Annotated in this window: 26 protein-coding genes; all 26 read right to left on the bottom strand. The window is 69.4% G+C overall.

Translation table 11 applies throughout. The features are described 5' to 3' along the window. A complete protein-coding gene (locus tag G8E01_RS06700) occupies positions 1 to 1,044 on the bottom strand; it encodes a hypothetical protein (protein ID WP_166317571.1) in 1,044 nt (347 codons plus the stop codon). Between the two features lie 13 nt (positions 1,045 to 1,057). Next, the gene (locus G8E01_RS06695; RefSeq protein ID WP_166317568.1) at positions 1,058 to 1,888 is read right to left on the bottom strand and encodes a hypothetical protein; all 831 of its coding nucleotides are present in this window, start codon (positions 1,886 to 1,888) and stop codon (positions 1,058 to 1,060) included. A 4-nt stretch (positions 1,889 to 1,892) separates the two neighbouring features. Beyond that, complete coding sequence (locus tag G8E01_RS06690; RefSeq protein WP_166317565.1) at positions 1,893 to 2,981, bottom strand: hypothetical protein; 1,089 nt, start codon at positions 2,979 to 2,981, stop codon at positions 1,893 to 1,895. Beyond that, entirely contained in the window at positions 2,978 to 3,976 is a 999-nt protein-coding gene (locus G8E01_RS06685; RefSeq protein WP_166317562.1) for a hypothetical protein, read from the bottom strand. The genes G8E01_RS06690 and G8E01_RS06685 overlap by 4 nt, the downstream gene beginning before the upstream one ends. Positions 3,977 to 3,986: 10 nt before the next feature. Then, positions 3,987 to 4,850, bottom strand: a complete 864-nt coding sequence (locus G8E01_RS06680; RefSeq protein WP_166317559.1) for a hypothetical protein — start codon at positions 4,848 to 4,850, stop codon at positions 3,987 to 3,989. Positions 4,851 to 4,868: 18 nt separating this feature from the next. Continuing rightward, a complete protein-coding gene (locus tag G8E01_RS06675; protein WP_166317556.1) occupies positions 4,869 to 5,303 on the bottom strand; it encodes a hypothetical protein in 435 nt (144 codons plus the stop codon). Beyond that, positions 5,296 to 8,130 carry a phage tail tape measure protein gene (locus G8E01_RS06670; RefSeq protein WP_166317553.1) on the bottom strand — a complete coding sequence of 945 codons (2,835 nt, stop codon included), beginning with the start codon at positions 8,128 to 8,130 and terminating at the stop codon, positions 5,296 to 5,298. Before G8E01_RS06670 ends, G8E01_RS06675 begins: the two co-directional genes overlap by 8 nt. Before the next feature lie 3 nt (positions 8,131 to 8,133). Continuing rightward, positions 8,134 to 8,388, bottom strand: coding sequence for a hypothetical protein (locus G8E01_RS06665; RefSeq protein WP_166317550.1), 255 nt, complete (start codon positions 8,386 to 8,388; stop codon positions 8,134 to 8,136). Between the two features lie 53 nt (positions 8,389 to 8,441). Beyond that, entirely contained in the window at positions 8,442 to 8,879 is a 438-nt protein-coding gene (locus G8E01_RS06660) for a DUF7426 family protein (protein ID WP_166317547.1), read from the bottom strand. A gap of 1 nt (position 8,880) precedes the next feature. Continuing rightward, on the bottom strand, positions 8,881 to 9,645 hold the full coding sequence (locus tag G8E01_RS06655) for a phage tail tube protein (protein ID WP_166317544.1): 765 nt from the start codon (positions 9,643 to 9,645) through the stop codon (positions 8,881 to 8,883). Beyond that, positions 9,642 to 10,058 (bottom strand): phage tail terminator protein, encoded by a 417-nt coding sequence (locus tag G8E01_RS06650; protein ID WP_166317541.1) that lies wholly within the window; start codon positions 10,056 to 10,058, stop codon positions 9,642 to 9,644. The genes G8E01_RS06655 and G8E01_RS06650 overlap by 4 nt, the downstream gene beginning before the upstream one ends. Then, the gene (locus tag G8E01_RS06645; RefSeq protein WP_166317538.1) at positions 10,051 to 10,368 is read right to left on the bottom strand and encodes an HK97 gp10 family phage protein; all 318 of its coding nucleotides are present in this window, start codon (positions 10,366 to 10,368) and stop codon (positions 10,051 to 10,053) included. Before G8E01_RS06645 ends, G8E01_RS06650 begins: the two co-directional genes overlap by 8 nt. Positions 10,369 to 10,377: 9 nt before the next feature. Beyond that, entirely contained in the window at positions 10,378 to 10,707 is a 330-nt protein-coding gene (locus tag G8E01_RS06640; protein ID WP_166317535.1) for a hypothetical protein, read from the bottom strand. Further along, positions 10,704 to 11,075: a hypothetical protein gene (locus G8E01_RS06635; protein ID WP_166317532.1), complete on the bottom strand. Its 372-nt coding sequence runs from the start codon at positions 11,073 to 11,075 to the stop codon at positions 10,704 to 10,706. The genes G8E01_RS06640 and G8E01_RS06635 overlap by 4 nt, the downstream gene beginning before the upstream one ends. 20 nt (positions 11,076 to 11,095) lie before the next feature. Beyond that, positions 11,096 to 11,530 carry a hypothetical protein gene (locus tag G8E01_RS06630; protein WP_166317529.1) on the bottom strand — a complete coding sequence of 145 codons (435 nt, stop codon included), beginning with the start codon at positions 11,528 to 11,530 and terminating at the stop codon, positions 11,096 to 11,098. A gap of 2 nt (positions 11,531 to 11,532) precedes the next feature. Then, positions 11,533 to 12,462, bottom strand: coding sequence for a phage major capsid protein (locus G8E01_RS06625; protein ID WP_166317526.1), 930 nt, complete (start codon positions 12,460 to 12,462; stop codon positions 11,533 to 11,535). Between the two features lie 17 nt (positions 12,463 to 12,479). Next, on the bottom strand, positions 12,480 to 12,851 hold the full coding sequence (locus tag G8E01_RS06620; RefSeq protein WP_166317523.1) for a DUF2190 family protein: 372 nt from the start codon (positions 12,849 to 12,851) through the stop codon (positions 12,480 to 12,482). 2 nt (positions 12,852 to 12,853) lie between these two features. Further along, the gene (locus G8E01_RS06615; RefSeq protein ID WP_166317520.1) at positions 12,854 to 14,131 is read right to left on the bottom strand and encodes a head maturation protease, ClpP-related; all 1,278 of its coding nucleotides are present in this window, start codon (positions 14,129 to 14,131) and stop codon (positions 12,854 to 12,856) included. Further along, positions 14,128 to 15,483 (bottom strand): phage portal protein family protein, encoded by a 1,356-nt coding sequence (locus tag G8E01_RS06610; RefSeq protein WP_166317517.1) that lies wholly within the window; start codon positions 15,481 to 15,483, stop codon positions 14,128 to 14,130. The genes G8E01_RS06615 and G8E01_RS06610 overlap by 4 nt, the downstream gene beginning before the upstream one ends. Positions 15,484 to 15,499: 16 nt before the next feature. After that, on the bottom strand, positions 15,500 to 17,365 hold the full coding sequence (locus G8E01_RS06605; RefSeq protein WP_166317514.1) for a terminase: 1,866 nt from the start codon (positions 17,363 to 17,365) through the stop codon (positions 15,500 to 15,502). Continuing rightward, on the bottom strand, positions 17,295 to 17,924 hold the full coding sequence (locus tag G8E01_RS06600) for a P27 family phage terminase small subunit (protein WP_166317511.1): 630 nt from the start codon (positions 17,922 to 17,924) through the stop codon (positions 17,295 to 17,297). The genes G8E01_RS06605 and G8E01_RS06600 overlap by 71 nt, the downstream gene beginning before the upstream one ends. After that, complete coding sequence (locus tag G8E01_RS06595; RefSeq protein WP_166317508.1) at positions 17,890 to 18,318, bottom strand: hypothetical protein; 429 nt, start codon at positions 18,316 to 18,318, stop codon at positions 17,890 to 17,892. Before G8E01_RS06595 ends, G8E01_RS06600 begins: the two co-directional genes overlap by 35 nt. 171 nt (positions 18,319 to 18,489) lie before the next feature. Then, positions 18,490 to 18,930, bottom strand: coding sequence for a hypothetical protein (locus G8E01_RS06590; protein ID WP_166317505.1), 441 nt, complete (start codon positions 18,928 to 18,930; stop codon positions 18,490 to 18,492). A 476-nt stretch (positions 18,931 to 19,406) separates the two neighbouring features. Beyond that, positions 19,407 to 19,625, bottom strand: a complete 219-nt coding sequence (locus tag G8E01_RS06585; RefSeq protein ID WP_166317502.1) for a hypothetical protein — start codon at positions 19,623 to 19,625, stop codon at positions 19,407 to 19,409. Continuing rightward, positions 19,622 to 20,281, bottom strand: a complete 660-nt coding sequence (locus G8E01_RS06580) for a hypothetical protein (RefSeq protein ID WP_166317499.1) — start codon at positions 20,279 to 20,281, stop codon at positions 19,622 to 19,624. Before G8E01_RS06580 ends, G8E01_RS06585 begins: the two co-directional genes overlap by 4 nt. Then, complete coding sequence (locus tag G8E01_RS06575; protein ID WP_166317496.1) at positions 20,274 to 20,885, bottom strand: hypothetical protein; 612 nt, start codon at positions 20,883 to 20,885, stop codon at positions 20,274 to 20,276. Before G8E01_RS06575 ends, G8E01_RS06580 begins: the two co-directional genes overlap by 8 nt. Positions 20,886 to 20,966: the final 81 nt, after the last annotated feature.

Below are 20,966 nucleotides of genomic sequence, written 5' to 3'. Positions count from 1 at the left end.
TCAGTTCTCCAGACGAGCTTCGAAGGTGGCGCGGTCGTCGACCTCCCCGGCGGAGATCGTGAGCGTCGAGCCCGTGTCGATGGGGGTACTGCCGCCGTCGACGTACCAGTTGATGGTGCCGAGGGCGGCGAGAGCCGCCCCGGTGACCTCGGTGCCGCCGACGTAGACGTGCGCGGTGAGCGTCGTCGCGATCGCGGTGTTCTTGAACACGAGACCGCCGGAGCTCGACACCTCAAGGGTGATCGCAGCGGCACCGTCGGCGCCCGTGTCTCCGGTGTCGCCCTTGTCGCCTGTGTCGCCCTTGGAACCGGTCGCGCCCTGCCGGGCCTTCGCCCACGAGAACAGCACCACCCGGGCGGTCCCGCCACAGGTGAGTGTGATCGCGACGGTGCCGGAGTTGTTGCCGCCGAGGGTCGCACCGTTGGCGACCTGCAACGTCAGGACACCGTCGGCGGAGGTCGTTCCGGCGGTGTTCGTGCCGACGGTCATGCCCGACGGGAGGGTGCCGACCGCGGCGGTCACGGGAGCACGGTTCGCGCCGACGTACCCGAAGAAATCCACCTGGATCGTCGTCGCCCCCGACACTGCGCCGGAGCTGGAGGTGACGATCGCGTGGGACTCGTTCTTCAGCCCCACGATCGTCGCGTCGGTGCCGGCATCACCGGTGTCGCCCTTCTGGCCCGTGGTGCCCTTGAACGCGATCGAGAAGCTGAAGCGCTTCTCGATCGTCAGCCCACCGACGGTCACCGGGATGACGACCTCCCCGCCGGTCGTCACCGACGCGGCCACCGCGATCGTGAGAGTCGGGGCGGTCGCGTGCCCGTCGCTGGTGACGGTGACGCCGGTCGGCTTCGTGACATCGCCGACCGCGACAGATGCGGCGACATACGCCCCGCCCTGCACGGCCTGGATCTTCGTGGTCGTCGAACCGGCGATCGCGTTCGTCACCGTCCCCGGGAACGCGTAGGACTCCGAGGACAGCATGACGGCGACGCCGTCGGTGAGGTCGGTGAGGGTGATCTGATCGGCAGCGCGCTGTGCCATGTGGGGCTCCTGGTCAGGTGTGAAGGATGCACTGGAAAACGGTCTGCTCGTCCACGTCGGACGGGCTGACGGTGAGCGCGAACCCGGCCTGTGACAGGCGCGGGTCCGCGGAAGAGATGACACCGAACGCGGCGTCATCGAGGCGACGCCACCACCACTCGAGGTACGCGCCCGACCCGAACGCCGCCCACAGGGCGTCGATGGTCGTGATCTGCTGCGCCCCGGCGAACACGGTCACCGTGAGTACCGTCGAGATGGCGTTGTTCTTGAACGACGTGCCCCGGGAGGAATCCACCCGCAGGGTGACGGCGTCCTCCCCGGGCGCCCCGTCGGCCCCGGTCATCACGGCCGGGGCGGAGTAGGTGATCGTCCCGTTGATGAGCGTGTTCTTCGTGCGCCGCCACACGAACTGCCCCGGCTCCCACACAGGCGTCGCCTCCGACCATGCCGCGCCCGCGCCGGGCGGGACGGTCGCAGAGCCGGTGACGACGTACTCATCGACGCTGGACGCGATCGCCACGCCGACGGCCTGGTCGGTGTCCTCGAGCTGCGTGAACGCGTCCGTGATGCGTTGCTCCGCATCGTCGAGACGTTCCTTCGCGGCGGTGAGGTCCGTCCCGGCATCGGTCAGACGCTCGTCGAGCTCGGCCTGCGCCTGGGTGAGAAGCTCGGTCGCCGCGGCCGCGGCGACGCCCTGCCCGAGCGCGTCCGGGACCTTCACGGGGGCGCCGTCGATCTGCACCGTCGACCGGGAGATCTGCGAACGCCGCTCGAGGATCCCGACCTTCTGCGTCAGGGTCGCGATGCGTGCGGCGAGGTCCTCGGCGTCACGGTTGCGGGTCATGTGCTCACCCTCCGTAGATGTAGGCGTCGCTCCTCTCGAGCGAGAGCAGCGCGGTCGTGTCGGTGACGAGCTCCCACGCGACAACCCGGTGCCACAGGTCGATGTCTCCCAGGTGCGGGAGGGTGACCTGCACGCGAATGTCGTCGCCGAGCGCCCACGAGCCGATCGGGGCGTTGGGATGCTCGCGGACGGTGATCTGCGGGACCGTGAGGAGCCCCTGCCGGGCGGTGAGCTCGTCGCGCGCGATCGCCCGAAGCCGGGCCGCCGAGGCGGTGTCCTTCGCGGTCACCACCTGCGCGCGCCGCAACCGCCCGTCCCGGACGGCCTTCGACGCGCGCGCGGACCCTTCGCCTTCACCGGCACCGATCACGAGGATCTCGTTGGCGTAGTCGTCGCCGGAACGCTCCGCGTCACCGACGGCGATGATGTTCGCGTCGTCCGTGAACGTCAGGTCCGCGCGGCGCCTGCCCAACCGTGGGTAGCCGATGCGGATCGTGTGGGCGACGTCGTCGCCGCCCCACGTGTGCTCCTCGACCCAATCGAACGGGGCCTCGGCGGCGAGGGCGTCGATCTCCTGCCCGATGTCCGGGGCCTCCCACCAGGCCAGCGCGTACGGTTCCGCCTCCTCGTCCCGGCGCGCAGGGGTCCCGAGACGCACCGGGGTGGTGTCGCCGGTGACGGTCACGCCGAGGTCGCTGTCGGGCTTGGACTGCACGTGCCCCCACAGGTGAGCGACGACCTTCGCCGGGTCGACGCCGATCTTGGAGTAGTCGCCGTCGTAGGGGATGCCGTGCGGGTAGGTCGACAGCCCCGCGGCCTCGATCTTCCACGTACTTCCCTCGAGGCGGGAGTACACGACGATCAGCGATCCACGGATCTTCCCCGCGACCTCGACGTGGAGCAGCGTCCCCCACTCCTCGAACAGGGGCCGCCCATCAGTGGCGACCGCTTGCCCGTCGGCGGGGAGGAGCGTCGCTTGAAATGACGGCACCCCGGACAGCTCGAACGACGGGCCCTCCCACGAGGAGAACGTCACGTCCATGTCGAGCCACAGCTTCGATGTGGCCCGTTGGGCGAGAAATCGCCACGTCACGCCGCGCGCTCCTCGAACTCGATCTGCACCACCACGCGCGTGTACGGCGTCGACCACGGTCCGCGTGAGGCGGGGATGCTCGTGCTGTCCAGGCGCCCCTGCAACCTCATCGGGGCCGTCACGCCCCGCAAACCGGCCGGCACCTGGCCCTTCTCGGCGGCTTGCATCACGAAGATCAGATCCCCCGCGCTCGGGGTGTTGAACGTGGCCTGCACGTTCAGCTGCGGGTCGTCACCGATCAGCAGTCGGGTCCGCCCCCACGTGTTCCCCTCCGCGAGGACGCCCGTGTAGGACACGACCGCCTGGAAGTGCGTCGCCCACTCGGGGATCTCGACCTGATCGAACAGGCCCATCGAGTCCGACCCCTGCAGCGGCCACCCATCCCACGCGGACGACCCGGCGTTGAAGTACCGCTCGTCCGGCGGGTTGAAGGTGAACATGCGCGTCTCACGCCGCGGGATCGCCACCTGCCGGAGATCGGTGATCATGCCCGCGGTGATCGTGCCCGTCGACGCGGGAACATCGACCCGCGCGAGAGTGATCGCCGACTGGCCGGCATACCCCGACACGTCCTGCAGGCGCGTCGTCCCCGCCGGGACGCCCGAGACCACCCGGAGGAACACGTACGGGCCGCTCGCGGGATCCGTCGGCGCCTGCCACGGCTCACCGGCCATGTTCGGATCCTCGACCCTCAGGACAATCAGGTCCGACCGGCCCGCGCCGCTGCCGGTCGCGGCCACATCGACCTGCGCCGATACGGGGTTGCGGGCGACGTACGTCTGCTGGTCGCCGCCGGCGGCACGGTTTCGGACCAGCGCCGCACCGGGGAGGACCTGCACGGCCGTCCCCGGTACCGCGAGCGGCTCGACCGTCAGGTCGCCGACGGAGACGATGCCCTCCGCGCCGGACGTGCCCGCATACGCGAGGAGCCGGGCGACCTCCGGGGAATGCTCGGCACCACCGCCGACGAACCAGGGAACAGGATCCAGAGCCACGATGACCCTCCTACGGGGTAGAGAAAGCGTCGCGCCCCGAGATGTCGAGACGCGCAGTACCAGTCGGGGACGTGCCCCGGAGGACGACCTCGTGCGTGCCGGGCGGGATCGCCGCGTCCCGCAACCGCGTCGACGACCGCGACAACGCCCCCGCTACCGACGCCGACCCGCGCATCACCGTCCGCGCGAACGGGCGGGTGTCCACGGTCAGGATCTCGTCGAACGCGAGCGACACGGCCAGCTCGAGGCGCAGCACGCCGACGACCTCGATCACCGGGTTCGTGATCGGCCCCGCCACGGTGAACACCGGCCACGTGGGCAGTTCCCCACCCACGACGATCCCGAGGGACCGATCCGACGAGGACGTCGTCGACAGCGGGGCAGCGAGCGGCGCGACCAGCCCACCGCCGGCCGCCGGCACGAACGGAATTCGCTCTGTCCAGGTGGGCCCGTACCAAGCGTCCTCCGCGGTGGCGAAATCGGCGGTGATTCGAACGACGCCTGACTGGATGTTGTCGTCGTTGCTCACAAAGTGTCGTGGACGTCCGAAGGCGAGCCGCCCTGACCCCGCGGCGAGCGCTGCGACTGCGCCGGGGGTTGTTCGGATGGTGTCGGCGCGCCACGCGTGTCTCGCCTGGCGCAGGAGGTCCCGTGCGGCTTCCTCTGTTGTTGCCATGATGTCGATCTCGAAGGTGACGTTGCCGCCATCGAGGTGGTCGCGCCCGAAGAATCTGCCATCGAGAGAGTCGCTCTGGGCGTCTTCGTCGCGGACGCTTTGTGCGCTGATCGCGGGTGCGGTATCGAACGAGAATCCGGACTCGCCAGTCCCGAACGCGAGTGTGGTTCCGGGGAAGCTGAGGTGCCAGTCGTGCATGGTGCCTCCGGGGCGGTGTTATTCGTCGGTGCGTCTCCGGTCGCCTTGGCCTGTGAGGCTGAAGACAAGGAACTCGGCGCCGGCGGGGCCGATGTTGCTTCGCGTCCATTCGACGAGCGCGGTTCCCGCGTAATCGATCGGTGCGATGAGGTGCCGATAGCGGTACTCGATGACGGTGCCTTGATCGGCCGCGTCGAGGAGTAGTGCGATAGCCGGCGGTAGGTCGCCGTTGTCCGTAGTCGTGAGTTGGAGGCGGAACCGCAGATACTCGTCGACGCCGAGGGACACACGACGGGGTGTGCCGCGATTTGCGTAGCGGCCGCCTTCGAAAATCTCGCCGCGCGGGTTGGGGTCGAAGTCGGTGCGCCGGGCGAGGGCGATCCATTCGCCCTCGCCCGGCGTTGGCCGCGCGTGAAGACCCCACTGGTATGAATACGCGCTGCGGTTATCCACGGGCTCTCCCTCGCCGTCTAGTCCCACGCTTCTCCGCACGGAGCGCGAACAGGATGCTCTGCAGCTCCCTGGCTCCCGCCTCGGTGAAGTAGGCGTTGCCGATGAGGGGTGCCGTCTGGCCCGATTCGATAGCGGCCGCGATCTCTTGAAGGAACGCGCGGTCAGGTCCCTGCGACCCTGTCTCGGCGCCTCGCCCCGGGGTGCCGGTGGTCGCAACACCACCGTCGGCCATGGGCAGGTAGCCGAACGACCGCATCGCCTGTTGCAGGATTTGGTGCGAACGCGCCGAGTCGTCGTCCGGGATGAAGAACTCGTCGTCCTTCATCCGGTCGCCGACGACCCGCCACGTGTTCGGCGGGACCTTCTGCGCGATCGGCGCCATCGGCGTCAGACCGAGCTGGCCTCCACCCGCCATCATCTGCAGGTGACTTCCTGCGGCCTGGTTGCTGAAGGTGTTGGTGGCGAGCGTGATTGCACGCGCGGCGTTATCGAGGATCAGCTGATTGATCGCGGCCTGCGCCGGCGACGTATCCGCTGTGACGACGACACTCCCATCGGGGAGTGCCGTGATCCGGGAGGCAAGGTCGTCGACCTTGCCCTGCGCATCGGCCGCGTTCGACGAGAACCGCGTCCGCTTGTCCTTCGGCGTCTTCATCACCGTGTCGATGAGCTTCTGCGCCTGACCACGAGTCAGGCCCATCTGCTGCATCTGACCAACGAGCGCCTCGCGCGAGGTGTTGTACCGATCCGTCAGGTTCTCCTGCGACTCCCCCGCGTCGGCCGCCATGTCGATCTCGTCCGCCATCGCGGCGAGCGCGTTGCGGATCTGACTGTCGAGGAGTTCGGAGGCGCGGGCGGATCCGTCGGTGGCGATGGTGTAGCCGTCGACGAGTGTTGCGCCGTCCTTCGCGTTGGCGCCGACGCGTTGGAGTGCGTCGGCGGTGCGCATGGTGGCGTCGTGGAGGTGACCCTGTTCGACGGCGCCCTCGAGGAAGCTGTTCATTTCCTCGCGGGCGCCCTCGATCGAGGGGATGAGAGTCTCGCGCATGTCGTCGGCGGCGTCGTCCGTGAACTGGCCGAAGTTCTGCATGTCGATGGACAGCTGTCCGAGCTCGGAGCCGTCCATGCCGGGCATGTAGTCGAGGAACGTGGCGAGCGCGGCGGTGGCTTGCGCGAGCGGGCCGGAGACGAACTCGCCGAACGCCTCGGTGCCGGCGGCGGTGCCTTCGACGACGGAGACGCCGAAGTCGAGGGCGCCGTTCGCGAGGTCGTAGAGGAACTGCATGATCTCGCCACGGTTGGCGGAGACCCAGTCGGCAAGGTCGCCGAGCGGTTCGGAGAACGCGACGGCAAGGGCGCCCTGAATGCCGGCGGCGGCGGTCTCGATGTTGCGCTTGGCGGACTCCATCTTCGTGGCGTCGTTGTCGGCGAGCGTGTCGAGCATGCGCTGCGCGGATCCGGTGACGCCGTCGAGCTCCTCGACCGCCGAGGAGAGGTCCATCGCGTATAGCGCCTCGCCGAGGTCCTCGGCCTGGGTGCCGAAGAGCGCGACTGCAGCGGCGTTGCGCTTCACGGGATCCTCGGTCTCGCGGAGTGCGGTCAGCACCTCCGCGAGCCCGTCGCGGGCGTCCTCCCCTCCGCGAGCGATCTTCGCCGTCATGTCCTCGGCGCTGAGGCCGAGCGCGGTGAAGCCCTCCGCTGACGTGTCGGAGGCGTCGGTGGCGCGGATCTGGAACTCTTTCAGGGCGTCGGCGGCGAGGTCGCTGTTGCGGGCGCCGGCCTGCATGCCCTGGTTGACGAGGCCGAGCGCTTCCTCACCGGACAGGCCGAGCTTGGAGAACAACGCCGGGTACTCGGTGAGGGTGTCGAGGAGGTCCTCGTTGCGGTTCACGCCCTCGCGGGCACCGGTGGCGAGGAGGTCGAATGCTTCCTCGGCCGAATCCGCGAGGCCCGAGCTGAGCATCGTGGTGACCGCGGCGGCGACCGGCCGCACGTCCTCCCCCAGCACGTCGGCGATGCCCGACAGGCTCTGGATGACTTTCTGCGAGTCGCGAGTGGTCGCCGTCTCGTCGAGGATGTTGAACTGCAGCGCGAGGCGCGCCGTGTCCATGTTCGACTCGATCGAGTCACCATAGGCGTTCGCGTACGCCTCACCGGAGGCGTGCGCGAGGCGGATCGCGCCGGCCTCATCGATGCCCGTCAGAGCCTGGACGCGGTCTCGCGTGACCTCCTGCTGCAGACCCTCCTGGAAGGCGGAGCTCACAGCTTCGCCGACAGAGCTCGCGATGCCGGCGATTGCCCCCGCGATCGGGATCGTTGCCAGGGCGGCAATGATGCCCTTGCCGAGGTTGTCGCCCGAGCGGCGGCCCGACGAGCTGGACTCGTCCTCGAGGTCGTCGAGAGCATCCTCAGCGGGAATCGTGTCCGCGTCGACCTCGATCTGCGCGCGCGACTTCGTCAGGGCGTCGCGCTGGCGCTCAAGCTTCTGCAGGCGCGCCTCGGCACGCTTCACGTCGGCGGAAACGTCGAGCTCGGTCTCGACCGAGCGCAGGTACTCGAGTCGCTTCTCCGTGCGCTCGATGCCCTTCTCGGCCCGCTCGATGTTGCTGTCGATCTGCACCGCGGTGTCGTGCGACACGAGGCGCTTCGCCGCGGCCTCGACACGATCCATGCCGTCGAGGGCGGGCTTCGTGTCCGCGTCGACCTTCTGCTCGATCGGCTTGCGCTCGATCTTCTCCCCGGTCTGCTTGACCTCGCGCTCTGCCTTCGCGATGTCGGCGGTGTTCGCCGTGAACAGCACCTCGAGGTCAGCGACGCGAAGAGCCATGGGTCACCTCCGGGTGAGGGCTCTCCGCAGACGCGTGTCCTGATCGAAGAGCGAGAAGATCATCGTGCGGATCCCCGGCCACGGGCGGGCGAGCACGGCCGGGTCGTACAGGTCGACGTGGAAGTGCAGCGCGAGATCCGCGACGACGAGGCGCCATGCGCCGAGGATCGCCAGCCACGACGTGTCGACCTCGATGGCTTCGACCGGCTTTCCGTCGGCGGTGGCCTTCTGCGGTGCGTCGTACGTCTCGGGGCGCACATCGGCCGGCGGCGTCCGGTAGTCCGGGTACCAGCCGTCCGCGTCCGGTTGCCCTATGCCGTACGGCGCCCAGTCCTCCGCCGTTTCGAGCCTTTTGGGGCGCGACCACCATCCTTCGGGGCGCCGTCCGCGATCGCGCGCGGGGCCCACAGGATCGCCGCGAGCTTGTCGGCATACTCGCGGCCGCGCGCCCAGTAGAAGACGGCGTAATAGCCCATCCGGTCGATCGTCGCCGAGTCGACGCCGTCGCGCACGAGCTCGTCGTACACGGATCCGAGCGCGGGGTGCGTGTCACCGATCGAGTTGAGAACCTGCTGCACCTCGTCGGGGATCTCGCCCTCGATGAGTCCAAGGTTGATCTCGCCGCGCACGGCGGCGGCGAGGACCTGCTTGGCGCCTTCGACGCTCGGGGGCCGCACATCGTAGGTGCGACCCCCGAAGGTCAGCGTGAGACCATCCGCGGCCCACTCACCAAAGTCGACCGCGGTCATCTCACGCCCCTCGCTCGTACGAGTACTCGTTCGACGTGCCCGCAGCCGAGGTGACGGTCACCGGGACAGTCCCCTCGACGCCAGCGGGCACCTGCAGCACGATCGAAGAACCGTTGACGATCATGTAGTCGTCGGCGGAGAGCGAAACGGAATCGAACGACACCTCGGTGGCGTCGAGGAAGCCGGACCCGTTGATCGTGATGAGCGTGCCCTCGTCCGCGGCCGGCGGACCGATGAACGAGATCTGCGGGACCGTAGCCCCCCAGCCCGCGAACGGGTTAACGATCGGCGTGTACTCGCCGCGGCCGGTGAGCGTGATCGCGAAGACCTCGGTCTCGGCGTTGCCGGTGTTCGGGCGGGACACCTCGACCCGGGTCGTGGCACGGCCAGCGTCGTTCGGGTTCGGGGCCCCGGTCTCGGGCTTGTGATAGAAGCGCATGTCGACCAGGGCCGCGTTGCCCTTCGCACGGCCCGCGGCGAGAAGCACCTCGACCTCGGGAAGGTAGAGGCCCGTGGTGAGGCTACGGTTCGCCTGAACGGTGAACGAGGCCGCGAAGCTGCGCCCCGTGACGTCCTCGCTCGGCGCCCCCAGGTCGTCGTACGTGGCGGTGTCGCCCGTCGTGGGCGGGAACGTCGGCGCGAATGCGGACATGCGCCGCAGCGGCTGCCACTGCGGCGAGCCCGCCGTGCCGAGATTGATGTCGATGCCGTACTCGAAGCTCTTGCCGAGCGTGCTGCCAGCGGGCAGCGGAACCCTGTTGCTCATGATGCGATTGCCTCCATGTTGTCGAGCGTGATCAGGTAGTTTTCTGTCCGCTCCTCGCGGCTGTTGCCGTCAGCCCCCAACGGCGACATCGAGATGCGGCGAGCGCTGAGGATGCCCGCGACGCGGGAGAGGCCGTCGAGGGCGGTGTGTGCGATGCCGGCGATGGTGTCGGCGTCGTCGAGGTGGTGGGCGCGGCCGCGGATGCGGATTTGTGCGCGGCGCTGGGCGAGGTACCGGTCGTCGTCGGTGGCGTAGACGCGGACGCCGATTGCACGATCGGGGGTGTCGCCGATCGGCCCGTAGAACAGGCCGGTCTCGTCGGTCGTGTATGCGGGGCCGGTCGGGCGCCATTCCCAGCCGGGGATGCCGGAGAGGTATACGAGGAGCCGGCAGGTGAGGGCGGCGTCATCCACCGAGGGCGCTCCGAACTCCCTTGGCGATGGCGCCTTCCACGTCGAACTCGAGTGCGGCGTTCTCGAGGAACTTCGCGCCGCCCTTCTGGTGGCGGTAGTCGAGGTTCTCGTGCTGCAGGGCCGCGTGGCGGGCCTTGTAGCTGATCTGCACGGTGAGGTCGTCGACGCGCACCTGGCCGGACTTGGCGAGTGCTCCGGTGCGGCGGGGCGCGTTCTCGTTGGACTGCTTGAGGACGTCACGGCCGGCCTTGCGGAGCTCGTCCTGCACGGCCTTTTCGACGGTCGTGAGGATCGGGTTGTGGATGTTCACGCTTGCCTCCTATTCGAGGAACAGCACGAGGTGTGATTCGAGCGGTGGGCGCTCGACGTGTCGGGCAACGGTGATGACGGTCGCTTCGCGTTCCACGCCCGCGCCCTCGCCCGGCCACACCGTGACCAGGGCGCCGGGCGTGACGCGGGCGTCGAGCGCGACCGTCACCTGCGTGGACGACACGACTTCGCGGGCGTCGCGGTCGCGGACGAGCGTCTGCTCGTCCTTCACCTCCGCCGCGAGTTCACGCGGCGCGGTGTAGGTGGTGCCCATGCCGCCCGAGGACGCGATGTCGCGGACGCGGACGGTGTGCGGGGAGAAGAACGCGGGCCATTTCACGAGTACCGCTCCCCCGGCCAGATCCCGACGCTGACGCCGTCGATGGGGAATGAGGCTCTCGGCATGCCGAGGAACGTGAAGCCGTCGCCGGCGCGGGCGCACAGGCCGCGCAGCGACACGACGTCGTCGTCCGAGAACGCCGAGGCGGCGTCGTCGTACGTGATCGCGGTGCCGTTGCGCGACAGTGAGCGTGCACGCCGCGCGCCCGCGTCAGGGAGCTCGGCGTAGACGCCCTTGAGGATCGCGAGAGCGTCCTTCTGCGGCTCGCCCGTGAGCGAGTCGAGGCAAGGGGCGAGGTCCCGCGCGCGAGCCAGCACGCGGCGGGCCGCCTGCTCATCGGGACCGATGTCCTCCGGGAGAATCGCCACGGATCCTCACCCCTTCCTCGTCACTTCTTCGGCGTGGCCGGCTTGCCGGCGCCCGGATCCTTGCCCGCCGCAGCGGTGTCAGCGCTCGAGTCGCTGTCCGTGTCGTCCGACTCGGACACCGACTCGGACGACTCGGACGACTCGGACGACTCGGACGAGTCGCTGTCCGAGTCGTTGGACTCGCCGTTCGGCGCGCTGTTGTCGCTGTCGGCCGTTCCCGAGCCGTCGGCACCCGTGGACGTCGAGGGCGCCGGCGCGCTGGTCTTTGCGACCATGCGCACCGAGACCGACTTGACCAGGCCGCCGTCGACGAGGCGCTTGACATCGGCCTTGTCGACAGCGGCGGGGAGCGCGTCGCCACGGTGGAAGTAGCGCTGCTCGATGCCCTCGTCGGTCTTGACGGGGCAAACGATCATCGTCGCGGTGACGACGTTCGCCTTCGCGGTGGCGGCCACGATCAGAGACCCGTGTTCGTGATCTTGATGCCCGCGGCCGCCTCGCGCACGACCGGCACCGTCACGCGGCGAGCGCGTAGCTTGTATCGGTCGTTGTCGTCGTCTCGGAGGGACTTCGTCTCGACGCCGACGCCTCGCTCCGAGATGTAGCCGGGCCCGCCGATCTGCTCGTCGGCCATGCCGCCGAGCTGGGTCGTGTCGAGGAGCATCGGGTCGGTGCTCGGTGTGTGGGGCGAGGTGAGCCAGGTCAGGCCGAGGGCCTGGGGCCACGTGCCGGACGTGAGCGGGTTGCCGCCCTCGCGTGGCAGGAGGCCGGCGGCGTTGAGCCGCGAGACGGCCTTGGCCCACTGGGTGCCGGTGAGGACGATGGCTGTGGGGTCGTAGCCCTCCTCGAGGTCGACGACCCGCTGCTTGGCGAGGAGCACGCTCTCGACGATCTCGTCGCCGCCGGTCCAGGCGCCGGGCCCGTCCGTCGTGACGTCGAAGGTGGCCGTCACGCGGGAGGCGATGACGCTGAGCGCGGCCGTGTCGATGAATCGCACGGTGCGGTTGACGAGCTTCGCGAATGCCCGGTCGACGGGGTCCATGAGGAGTCGCGCGATGGCCTCGTCGGTGACGATGACGTCGCGGCCCCACTTGGTCGTCTTCGCGACCTGCAGGGTGCCTTCGTTGGCCTTGGTCAGCGGGTATGCAGCGCCCGGGGCGATCGCCTCCGGGTCGTCGTTGGTCTCCATCGGCTCGCCGTCCTCGTAGAGGATCGCGCCGCCGTTGGCCTGGTACCGACCGGTGAGGAGCATGTCGGCGATGTAGCGCTTGTCGGCGAGCGTGCGGATCCGGCGGGCGAGGACGCTCGGCGTCTTGAGGAGGTGGTGGATCGACGCCGTGTCGCCGTCGGTGACGGTCGGCGCGGGTGCGGGGTAGGTGTACGTCATGAGTGTGCTCCCTGAGGTCAGCGGGTGATCCGCGCGGTGACGAGGTCGTCCGCGTTGTCCGCGGAGGTGAGGGCGTAGCCGACGATCTGGTCGGGCGTGCCGGCGCCGATCGGCGCGACCTTCCCGTCGGCGGCTGCGATGAGCGCATCGCCGGCGGTGATCGCGGCGCTGGCGACGAGCGGCTGGACGCCTCCGAGGAGGACCGCGACCTTGTCGCCGCTGGGCGTGTCGACGGCGGCTGCGCCGACCGTTGCGGTCGAGGCGGCGCCCGCGTGTGCGACGGTGCCGTCTCCGGTGACTTCGAGGAGTCGCCCCGCGGTGACGTCGGCGGAGGCCGAGAGCGTGATCGCGACGGCGGAGGGCTCGAACTTGTGCACGTGCTGGTCCATGATCAGGCACCCTTCGTGGTGTCGGTGGCCGGGGTCTCGCCGGGCCAGAACTTCATGTACATCTCGGTGTCGTCGTCCGGTGCCTCGTCGACGCCGCCGGTGATGCCCTTCGCCTCGAGCGGAACCGTGCCGGCGGCGAGGCTGTTGAGGGTCTCGGCGGCTCCGGGGTCCGCCTCGAGCTGCTGCAGCCAGTGCTCGCGACGTGCGGGCGGGATGCGACCGGTGTTGACCGCGGCGTCGACCGTCGCGACGCGCTCGGCGGTGCGCTGCGCCTCGCGGGCCTCCCGGCCATCGGCGGCGTCGCGACGGAGCGCGGCGAGCTGGTCCTCGTCGATCATCGTCACGCCCTCTGGCGTGGCGGCCGGCTCGCGGGCCGCGGGCTCGGCGTTGAGGCGCTCGTCGAGCGCGGTGAGCATCGCCTCGTCGTCGACCTCGGCGGTCAGGCCGAGTCGCTCGCGAAGCCCCTTGGTGATCTTCTCCGACATCGTCGGAACTCCCTTCGTTTCGGGGTGAGATGCCGACGGCGGATCCGCCGGCGAGGGTGCCGCGAGCGCCACGCGCTCGAGGCGCGCGAGATCGTCGGCTGTCACCCGCGACCGGCCTTCGGCCGCGGGAATGTACGGGGCGGACGACGCCGACCGGCCGGCGTGCTGCCATCCGAGGGCCTTCGCCGCACGCTCGATGGGCACGACGTTCTCGGGCTCCGCGTTCGGCGTGGGCAGCTCGAGGACGCGATCGACCAGCCCCGCGGCGAGCGCTTCCTTCGCCGTGTACCAGGTCTCGTCGAGCATCGCGGCGCGCCATTGTTCGGCGGTGCCGCCGGCGCGCTTGGCGTAGAGCTCGGCGATGGTCTGGGAGAGGCGGTCGAGGCTGTCGGCTTCCTTGCGGAGGTCCTTGGCCTGCCCGTAGACGATGGCGGAGGCGTCGTGGATCATGAGCTCGGCGCCGGCGCCCATTTCGATCTCGTCGGCGGCGAGCATGATGATCGTGGCGGCGGATGCGGCGATGCCGTCGATGGAGGCGACGACGCGGGCGCTGTTGCGCGCGAGGGCGTTCATGATCGCGGTGCCGCCGTAGACGCTCCCGCCTGGCGAGTTGATGCGCAGGTGGATGCGTTCGGCGTCGAGCTGGTCGAGGGCCTTGACGAGTTCGTTCGCCCCGACTTCGTCGTCCCACCATGCGGAGGAGACGATCACGCCGTAGATGTGGACCTGAGCGGTGCCGTTGTCGTCCGTGTCGATCCGGTACCAGGGCTCGTCGAGCCCGATGAGGCCGGTCATGTGTCCTCCGTCGTGGTGTCGGTTGTGGCCGGCGGTTGCTCTCCGTGGCCGCGCCCGGGTCCCTTGCGTTCGGGCAGCGAGAGCGCCTGGCGGGCGAACTTCTCGAGGTCCTCGTCGGGCGTGAGGATTCGCGCGTCGACGAGGATCTTGATCGCTTCGGCGGCGAGGCCCTTGCCGATTTCGTCGAAGACGATCCGCGGGGCGGGGGTGTCGGGGCCGAAGTTGATGTCGACGAGGTCCTCGACGATGTGCTTCGACGCGGTGTCGGCGATCTGCAGGCCGACCGTCTGGAGCGACATCGTGAAGAAATCGGCGAACGTGGATCCCAGGGCCCAGGACCCGGTCTCGGTGCCGAGGTTGAGGAAGTGCGCGAGCACGGCGCGCGCGATCTGCTCGTCGTAGTAGCGGATCGGTGGCATCGCGTCAGGCAGGGTGCCTTCCACGCCGAGGAGCTTCACCGATGCGCCGTGCGGGACCGCGGCGCCCGCGCTCTCGCCCGACCGGAAGCCGCGCGCGATCTTGAGCCCGCTGTCGAGCTCGGCGTCGGCGCGGCGCTTGTACTCCTCGGGGTCGGAGATCTGGGACGGCTGCTCCGACGCCTCGTACACGGGGACGCCCATGCCGTTGCGGTGGATCGTCTGCGACTGCACGCGCAGGAGCCGGTCCTTGAGGAGCCAGAACTTGTACGCGGGGCGGAGGAGGGACTGTCCGAGCCAGTTGCCGCCCTCGCGCTCGTTGACGTACACGACGAGGCGGTCTACCGTCATCCGATACGACCGCTGCTCGCCGATCGCGTATCCGTGCTGCTCGATGGCGACCAGGCCGCCGTCGGCGGCGACCTCGATGCGGCTGATCGTGCGTGGCGGCCGCCACCCGAGCTTGCGAAGCCACGCCCGCCCATCGGGGCCGATGCGATAGGTCTGCTCGAACACCGAGTGCCCAAACGGGAGCGACAGCAGGGCGTGGTGGAGATGCTCCGGCCACGAGAACCGGTCGCGGCGGCGGCCCGTCTGCGTGTCCTCGTCCTGCCCCTTGACCGGGAGACCCAGGTTGGCGGAGACGAACTTCACGACCTCCGGATCGGCGCCGGCCGGATCGATCTGCCACGGCGTGCGCTTGATCGGGAGGGAGACTGCTCGCAGCACCGAGATGACCTGCGCGTCCTGCCGGCGCATGCGGTCGTACACGGGAATGTTGAGCGGCCACCGGAGCTCCGGTGTCTCCTCGTCGTCGATGTCGGCCCAGAAGCCGTTGGCGGCGTCGCTGGTGTACCCGTGCTCACGAGTCGCCGAACGTGGGACGGCGGAGGCGACCGCCATGGGTCGGCGCAGCCAGTTCGTTACCCAGCCCATTGCGCCTCCTCAGGTGTCAGAAGCCGACCGAGGAGAGGTCTCCGGTCAGGCTGTCGTGGTCGTCGTCTTCCTCGTCGTCGTCCGTGGCGAGGGCCTTCGGTGGCGGCGGGGGCGGTGGCGGTTCTGCGTCGTGGTTGAGCAGCAGCCACAGCGCCGCGATCCACGCCTTGATGGGCGCGATGTCGACAGGGCTATTGATGTGGTCGAGCACCCAGGCGCCACCGGAGAGCGTCTTTCGCTCTGCGGTCTGCGCGGCGAGGTCGAGCACAGGCGACGGCATGTGCCAAGCGGCACGGCGCGCGAGCTCGTCGTAGGCGTTCGCGTGGGCGCCGATCAGGTCCATGTCGACGACGGGCATGTGGAAGGTGCGGGATGCCTTCAGCTGCTTGACCAGCGTCGACTCCGGTGCACCGTTCTTCTGACCGGTCACCGCCTTGATGCGGCCCTTCCGATCCGGTGACGCGAGCCAGTCTTCGACCCAGTCGACGCCGTACCGGCCAGCGACGAGCTCGATCTGTGCGTCACCGTCGGCTCGCCATCCGGCGAGCGCGATGTACGTGAGCGAGCGGTCACCGGACTGCCCGATGCCGGCCATGACGGGCCCGACGATCGCATCGGCGGCGTTGACGACGACCTCGCGGCCGTCCTCAAGCTTCCGCGTCTCGATCGTGGTCTCTTCCCACGAGCCGGGCTCCCACGGCCCAGAGGATGCGCCGTCGTTCCACTGGCACAGCACCTCGGTGCGGAAGATCCACTCGGGGTCGGTCTTGCAGGCTGCAGCGATCGTGCGAAGGGTGATCGTGTAGCCGAGCGAGGGGTTGGCCTGCCGCCAGCCCTCACGGTCACGACGGTCGCGGCCCGGAAGGGCGGACCACTCGAGCAGACAGAGGGTCTCCTCGTCTTGCTGCAGGTCGTCGACGTCGAGTCCGTCGAGGTCTGCGTCTTCCTCGTCGGCGTCCTTCGCGGTCGCGAAGGACTGCATCGTCTCGAGGTCGAACTGCGTCGGGCCGCCGCTCGAGTCCGCCTCGGCGGCGTTGATGCCGTCGGGGTCGCCGACGGCCTTGTGCGCCATGAGACGGAGGTACCGAAGGACGCGGGAGGTCGCGTCGCCCGCGTTGGAGAGCGCGAGGATCAGCGCCTCGGCGCGCGCCATCGTGGTCTTCGTGATCGCGCCCCAGGCGTCCCACGTCTGGTGCTCGCGAAGCTCATCGAGAAGGACGAGATTTCCCGAGAGACCGCGACCGGCGCGGCGGTTCGCGGCTTTGACCTTGTACTTCGCGCCGCTGGCGAGGTTGAGGCTTTTCTTGCCGTTGACGCGCGTGACGCCGCGCTTCTCGTCGACGAGCGGCGCGAGCTCGTCGTTGTCGAGGACGAGGTCGACGACCTCCTCCCAGAGCGCCTCGGCGACGTCGAGGTCCTGAGCCGTGCCGAGGATCAGCGGCCATCCCCACACGCACAGCAGCCAGATCGTCAGGACCTGCGCGAGCGTGGACTTGCCGTTCTGGCGCGCGACGAGGATGACGACGGTGCGGAACCGCATCGTTCCGTCCTCGAGCAGCTCGAGCATGCGGATCAGCGCGGCACGCTGCCACGGCAGAAGGTCGACGCCGAGAACTTCGTCGGCGAAGTCGATCACGTCGAAGCCGAGAGAGGTCTCGGGCGTCAGCTCGCGCAGAGGCGGTGTGGCGATGCGCGGCTCGGCGCTGCCGAACTTGGACGCCGTCTCCGGGGTCGCCTTGTCGTTCTCGTGGACCTTGTCGACGTACGCCTGTCCGCATCCGCCGACGACGGGCCAGTGCAGACGAGGGCGGCTAGCTCGCGGCCGAGGCTTGCTCTCGGCGGATCGCGGCCGCGGCGCGGAACTTGGTGATCTTGGCGTCACCGGTCACCTGCTTTCCGACCTCGGGCGGCAGCGACGCTGGCGTGATCTGCAGCTCAGCGCAGCCCTTCACGTACGACGGGATCAGCACGTACGCGGCCTTCTGCAGCTCCTCGAGGCCGGCGCGCTGCGCCTCGTCGATCAGCCACGCTTGCGTCGTGACGGCGAGGCATGCGCCCTCGAACTTGGGGTTGTCGGCGAGCCCTGCAGCGGCGATCGACGCCTTCGTCGCGTCGTACATCGGCCCCGACTTGCGACCAGGCTTCGTCGGCCGGTTGACCAACGGCGACCATTCCTTCAGCTGCGCACTGAGCTGGCGCTCCGCGGCGAGCGCCGGGTGGACGATGGCGCCTTTCTTCTCGCCGCCGTCGACGACGAGCCCCTCCTCCGCGATCTTCCCGGCGGCTTCGCGCCAGCGCACCACGAGGGTGCAGTACGCCTCGAGGAGTGCCGGGGAGACGTTCGGGGCGATGCGGCCGCGTGCGACGGTCTCGTCCCAGATCTCGGCGACCTCGTCGACGAGGTGGTCAGGCTTCGGGAAGTCCTGCTTTCTTGCGGCCACGGATCCTCCCGATTGCGAGTGCGCCTGCGGAGGCGCGGCCGACGCTCATGCGGCCGAGGTTGACGGTGCCGACCTGCGGGCGGGCGAGGTGCTCGGTTTCGCGCTCGAGCATGAGCGGCCGGATCCGGGCGACGAGCTTCGCAAGCGTGCGCCGGGCGCCGGGCCACTCGATGATCTCGGCGACCTGCGGGACTGTGAGCCGCGGGTGGTCGGCGAGCACGTCGCGGACTGCGGGCTCGTACTCGTCCGCCATCAACGGCCGGTGGTATCGGTCGCGGGCGCCGGGCGCGAGGGCCCGGCGGATCGTGTTGCGGTCGGCCCGTAGCTCGCGAGCGGTGCCCCGGATGGTGCCGGCGGTCTCGAACATGCGGCGGATCTGCTCGCGGTCGCGCATCGAACACCTCCGTCAGGTTTCCCCTGGTCGGGTGCACTTTCGGGGCCAGGCTCGGTGCTCGAGGGGTACCCCCCTCGCGGTGCCGGGGGGAGAGGGGATGCCCCGCGCGCCCTGTCCGGCCTCCCCGCGCCCAGATTTTCCTGGGACGCGGGGAGGCGAGGGTGCGAGCGGTCAGCCTGCTTGCTGGTCGGTGGCGGTGGTCACGGTGATGAGATGTGGCGGTTCGGGGAGCCCGAGTAGGCCGGTGAGGATGTCGAGGCTCTCGTCGATGCCGTATTGCACGGGCGCTCGACGATCATGCCGGGCGTTCTGCACTTCGCGATAGGACAGGATCCGCGGATCGGATAGCGCCAGGCCGGCCGCGTGCTTGAGCAGTCTCGCTTGCTCGCGGGTCCTCGTGATGAGGACACGAGGCGGGGCGTCGGGCTCGAGAAGCCACGTCAGCGCGAGGGTTGTCTTTCCGTGCTGGCGGTTGCCGGTGATGACGTGCACCGCGCCGTCGCGGTAGCCGGTAGGTTCGAGCCCCGCCCGCGATTCCTCGTTGGATGCAATGCGCTCGCGATGCGGGTTGTCCGGCGCAAGGTCGAGTGCTCGGCCAATCATGCGGTCCATGGGGTTACCAATCGTTCGACGTCGCGCCGAGCTCGAGCCGGTCACCGTCGGGGCCAGCGGAGTAGTTGCAGGATGCGTGACACGGGGCCCAGTTGCTGGGATCCCATGTGAGGTGAGGGAAGCGTTTGCGGGACTTCACGTGCTGCACTGTGCAGGCGTGCGGGTGTGGCTTCACGAGCGAGTAGTCGATCGGCTGGTCGCACTCGACGCAGGGTGTGCGCCGGCGGCGGCCGATGGCCTTCACCTGGCGCAGCGCTTCCTGGGCTCGGCGTCCTCCCCATTCGGGGACGATGGCTCCTGAGTCCACGGCGGCTCCTCCTCTGGGCGAGACACGCCCCGACGCGCTCGCGCGACGTCGGGGCGTTCCCCTGTCCCTCTGAGCCCATGCAAAAGCCCGGGCCTGCGTCAGGTCCCGGGCTTCCACAATTCGCGCTCACAATAAGGATGGGGTGTGACAACGGGGATCGCGCAAGCGCCTACGCAGACTCGGCGTGTCGCAAGCGTTGGCGGACGATCGGGTTCGCGCGAAGGTGCGCACGCTGGTGGCGTCGAAGCTCGTCCTCGCGGACGACGCGGCGGCCGCGATCGTCGAACGACGTCTCCATGCCAGCGACTCGCCAGCGATGGAGCGTGCGGACATCGCGGCGTACGAGCTTCGTTGCCTGACGGAACGTCACCATGCGTGCCTCGCTCATGCCTGCGCCACGTACGTCTGGCCGCACTCGGTGCAGCGCCCGACCCCGACGGCACGCGTCCGAGTGATGAGCTCGGCCCACTCGACGACCACGGCCACGTCCCCGCAGGTGGTGCATCGGCGGCGGTGTGCGCGTCGAGCTGAGGGCGCGTACTTCGCCCGCATCCGCCGGACGAGCTCGAACAGCAGCTCGGCGGCCGCTCGAAGCTCCCCGCGCATCTCGATCGCCTCGGCGTGCTCGAGCAGGTAGCCGGTGATCTCGAACCCCCGCAGCCGAACGGCCGCGCCGGTCATCGACGACGACAGCTCACCGCGTGGCGTGGACTCGGTGCGCTCCGCACGGATCGCCATGCGGAGCGCGAGTTCCTCGCCGTACCTGTCGGCACGCTCACCCTCAAGCCACCGCTCCACGACGTCCTGCAGCTCGAGCAACTCCCGCCACAGCGCGTCGGCGTCGTCGACGGCCTCGACCCGGAGCGGAGCCGGCGACCCCTCGGCACCCGAGCCCGAGACGAGCTCGCGGTCGTAGACGGCGGCACCGACCGGGTGCATGTGCTCGCGCATCGCCTCGAGGAGGCCAGGAACGAGATCAACGTGCCACCGCAGGCGTTCGACCCAGGAGCCCCAGTCCCCCGGCATCGGCTTCAGATCAGTCATCGCTATCCTCCTCGAAGCGCGGTGCGTTGCGGGCGGCCATCCAGCTGGTGCGGTTGTAGTTCCAAGCCATGAACTCCATCCGCGCGTCCCGGCATCGAACACACGGTTCCCCAGCGGATCCCCCAGTGGACGCGTGGTCCGGACAGAAGCGAGCCGGTGGCGGTCCTGGATCGTTCAGCTGAGCACGGGGCCGGCCCTCGCGTCGCTCGCCCTCTCGCTCGCGCGCACTCTCTCTCTTCTCTCTCCCTACCGACCCTATGAATGGGCCGTGCGACGCGGGCGGCGGGTCCTCCCCCGTGGCCGTCTCGCCCTCGACAGGCCGCGCGATCCGGTAGTACTCGAGCCCGTCGCCGCCGACGAACGTGCGCAGAAACCCGATCGATTCGAGCTCCATCACGTCGGTCGTGAGCGTGTCCGTCGTCACGTACGGGTCCACCGGGAAGAACATCCCCTTCAGCGCCGGCAGCATCAGCCGCGCCTCGCCCGACGGCATCGCCCGCCACCTCAGGACGATCGCCAGGAACCGAACCTGCGACGACATCATCAGCATGTCGTCGTCGGTCAGCTCGTCGGGCGAGAGCTGCAGGCGTTGGCCCTGGCGCATAGCGGTTAATCCCTTCGTGGATGATCATGTCGACGGCGATGTCCACCGCCTCGGGCGGGACCGTGAAGCACTCGGTCCACC

Source organism: Microbacterium excoecariae, assembly GCF_011326725.1.
GTDB classification, from domain to species: Bacteria; Actinomycetota; Actinomycetes; order Actinomycetales; family Microbacteriaceae; genus Microbacterium; species Microbacterium excoecariae.
This window is presented reverse-complemented; position numbering and strand designations above follow the sequence as displayed.

Bases quoted from the DNA above. Each gene is read 5' to 3' on its own strand.
- G8E01_RS06625 (WP_166317526.1), bottom strand. From the start codon at position 12,462: ATGACGTACACCTACCCCGCACCCGCGCCGACCGTCACCGACGGCGAC.
- G8E01_RS06695 (WP_166317568.1), bottom strand. From the start codon at position 1,888: ATGACCCGCAACCGTGACGCCGAGGACCTCGCCGCACGCATCGCGACC.
- G8E01_RS06620 (WP_166317523.1), bottom strand. From the start codon at position 12,851: ATGGACCAGCACGTGCACAAGTTCGAGCCCTCCGCCGTCGCGATCACG.
- G8E01_RS06615 (WP_166317520.1), bottom strand. From the start codon at position 14,131: ATGACCGGCCTCATCGGGCTCGACGAGCCCTGGTACCGGATCGACACG.
- G8E01_RS06590 (WP_166317505.1), bottom strand. From the start codon at position 18,930: ATGGACCGCATGATTGGCCGAGCACTCGACCTTGCGCCGGACAACCCG.
- G8E01_RS06700 (WP_166317571.1), bottom strand. From the start codon at position 1,044: ATGGCACAGCGCGCTGCCGATCAGATCACCCTCACCGACCTCACCGAC.
- G8E01_RS06595 (WP_166317508.1), bottom strand. From the start codon at position 18,318: ATGCGCGACCGCGAGCAGATCCGCCGCATGTTCGAGACCGCCGGCACC.
- G8E01_RS06585 (WP_166317502.1), bottom strand. From the start codon at position 19,625: ATGAGCGAGGCACGCATGGTGACGTTCCGTCAGGCAACGAAGCTCGTA.
- G8E01_RS06575 (WP_166317496.1), bottom strand. From the start codon at position 20,885: ATGCGCCAGGGCCAACGCCTGCAGCTCTCGCCCGACGAGCTGACCGAC.
- G8E01_RS06680 (WP_166317559.1), bottom strand. From the start codon at position 4,850: ATGCACGACTGGCACCTCAGCTTCCCCGGAACCACACTCGCGTTCGGG.
- G8E01_RS06670 (WP_166317553.1), bottom strand. From the start codon at position 8,130: ATGGCTCTTCGCGTCGCTGACCTCGAGGTGCTGTTCACGGCGAACACC.
- G8E01_RS06660 (WP_166317547.1), bottom strand. From the start codon at position 8,879: ATGACCGCGGTCGACTTTGGTGAGTGGGCCGCGGATGGTCTCACGCTG.
- G8E01_RS06655 (WP_166317544.1), bottom strand. From the start codon at position 9,645: ATGAGCAACAGGGTTCCGCTGCCCGCTGGCAGCACGCTCGGCAAGAGC.
- G8E01_RS06580 (WP_166317499.1), bottom strand. From the start codon at position 20,281: ATGACTGATCTGAAGCCGATGCCGGGGGACTGGGGCTCCTGGGTCGAA.
- G8E01_RS06610 (WP_166317517.1), bottom strand. From the start codon at position 15,483: ATGGGCTGGGTAACGAACTGGCTGCGCCGACCCATGGCGGTCGCCTCC.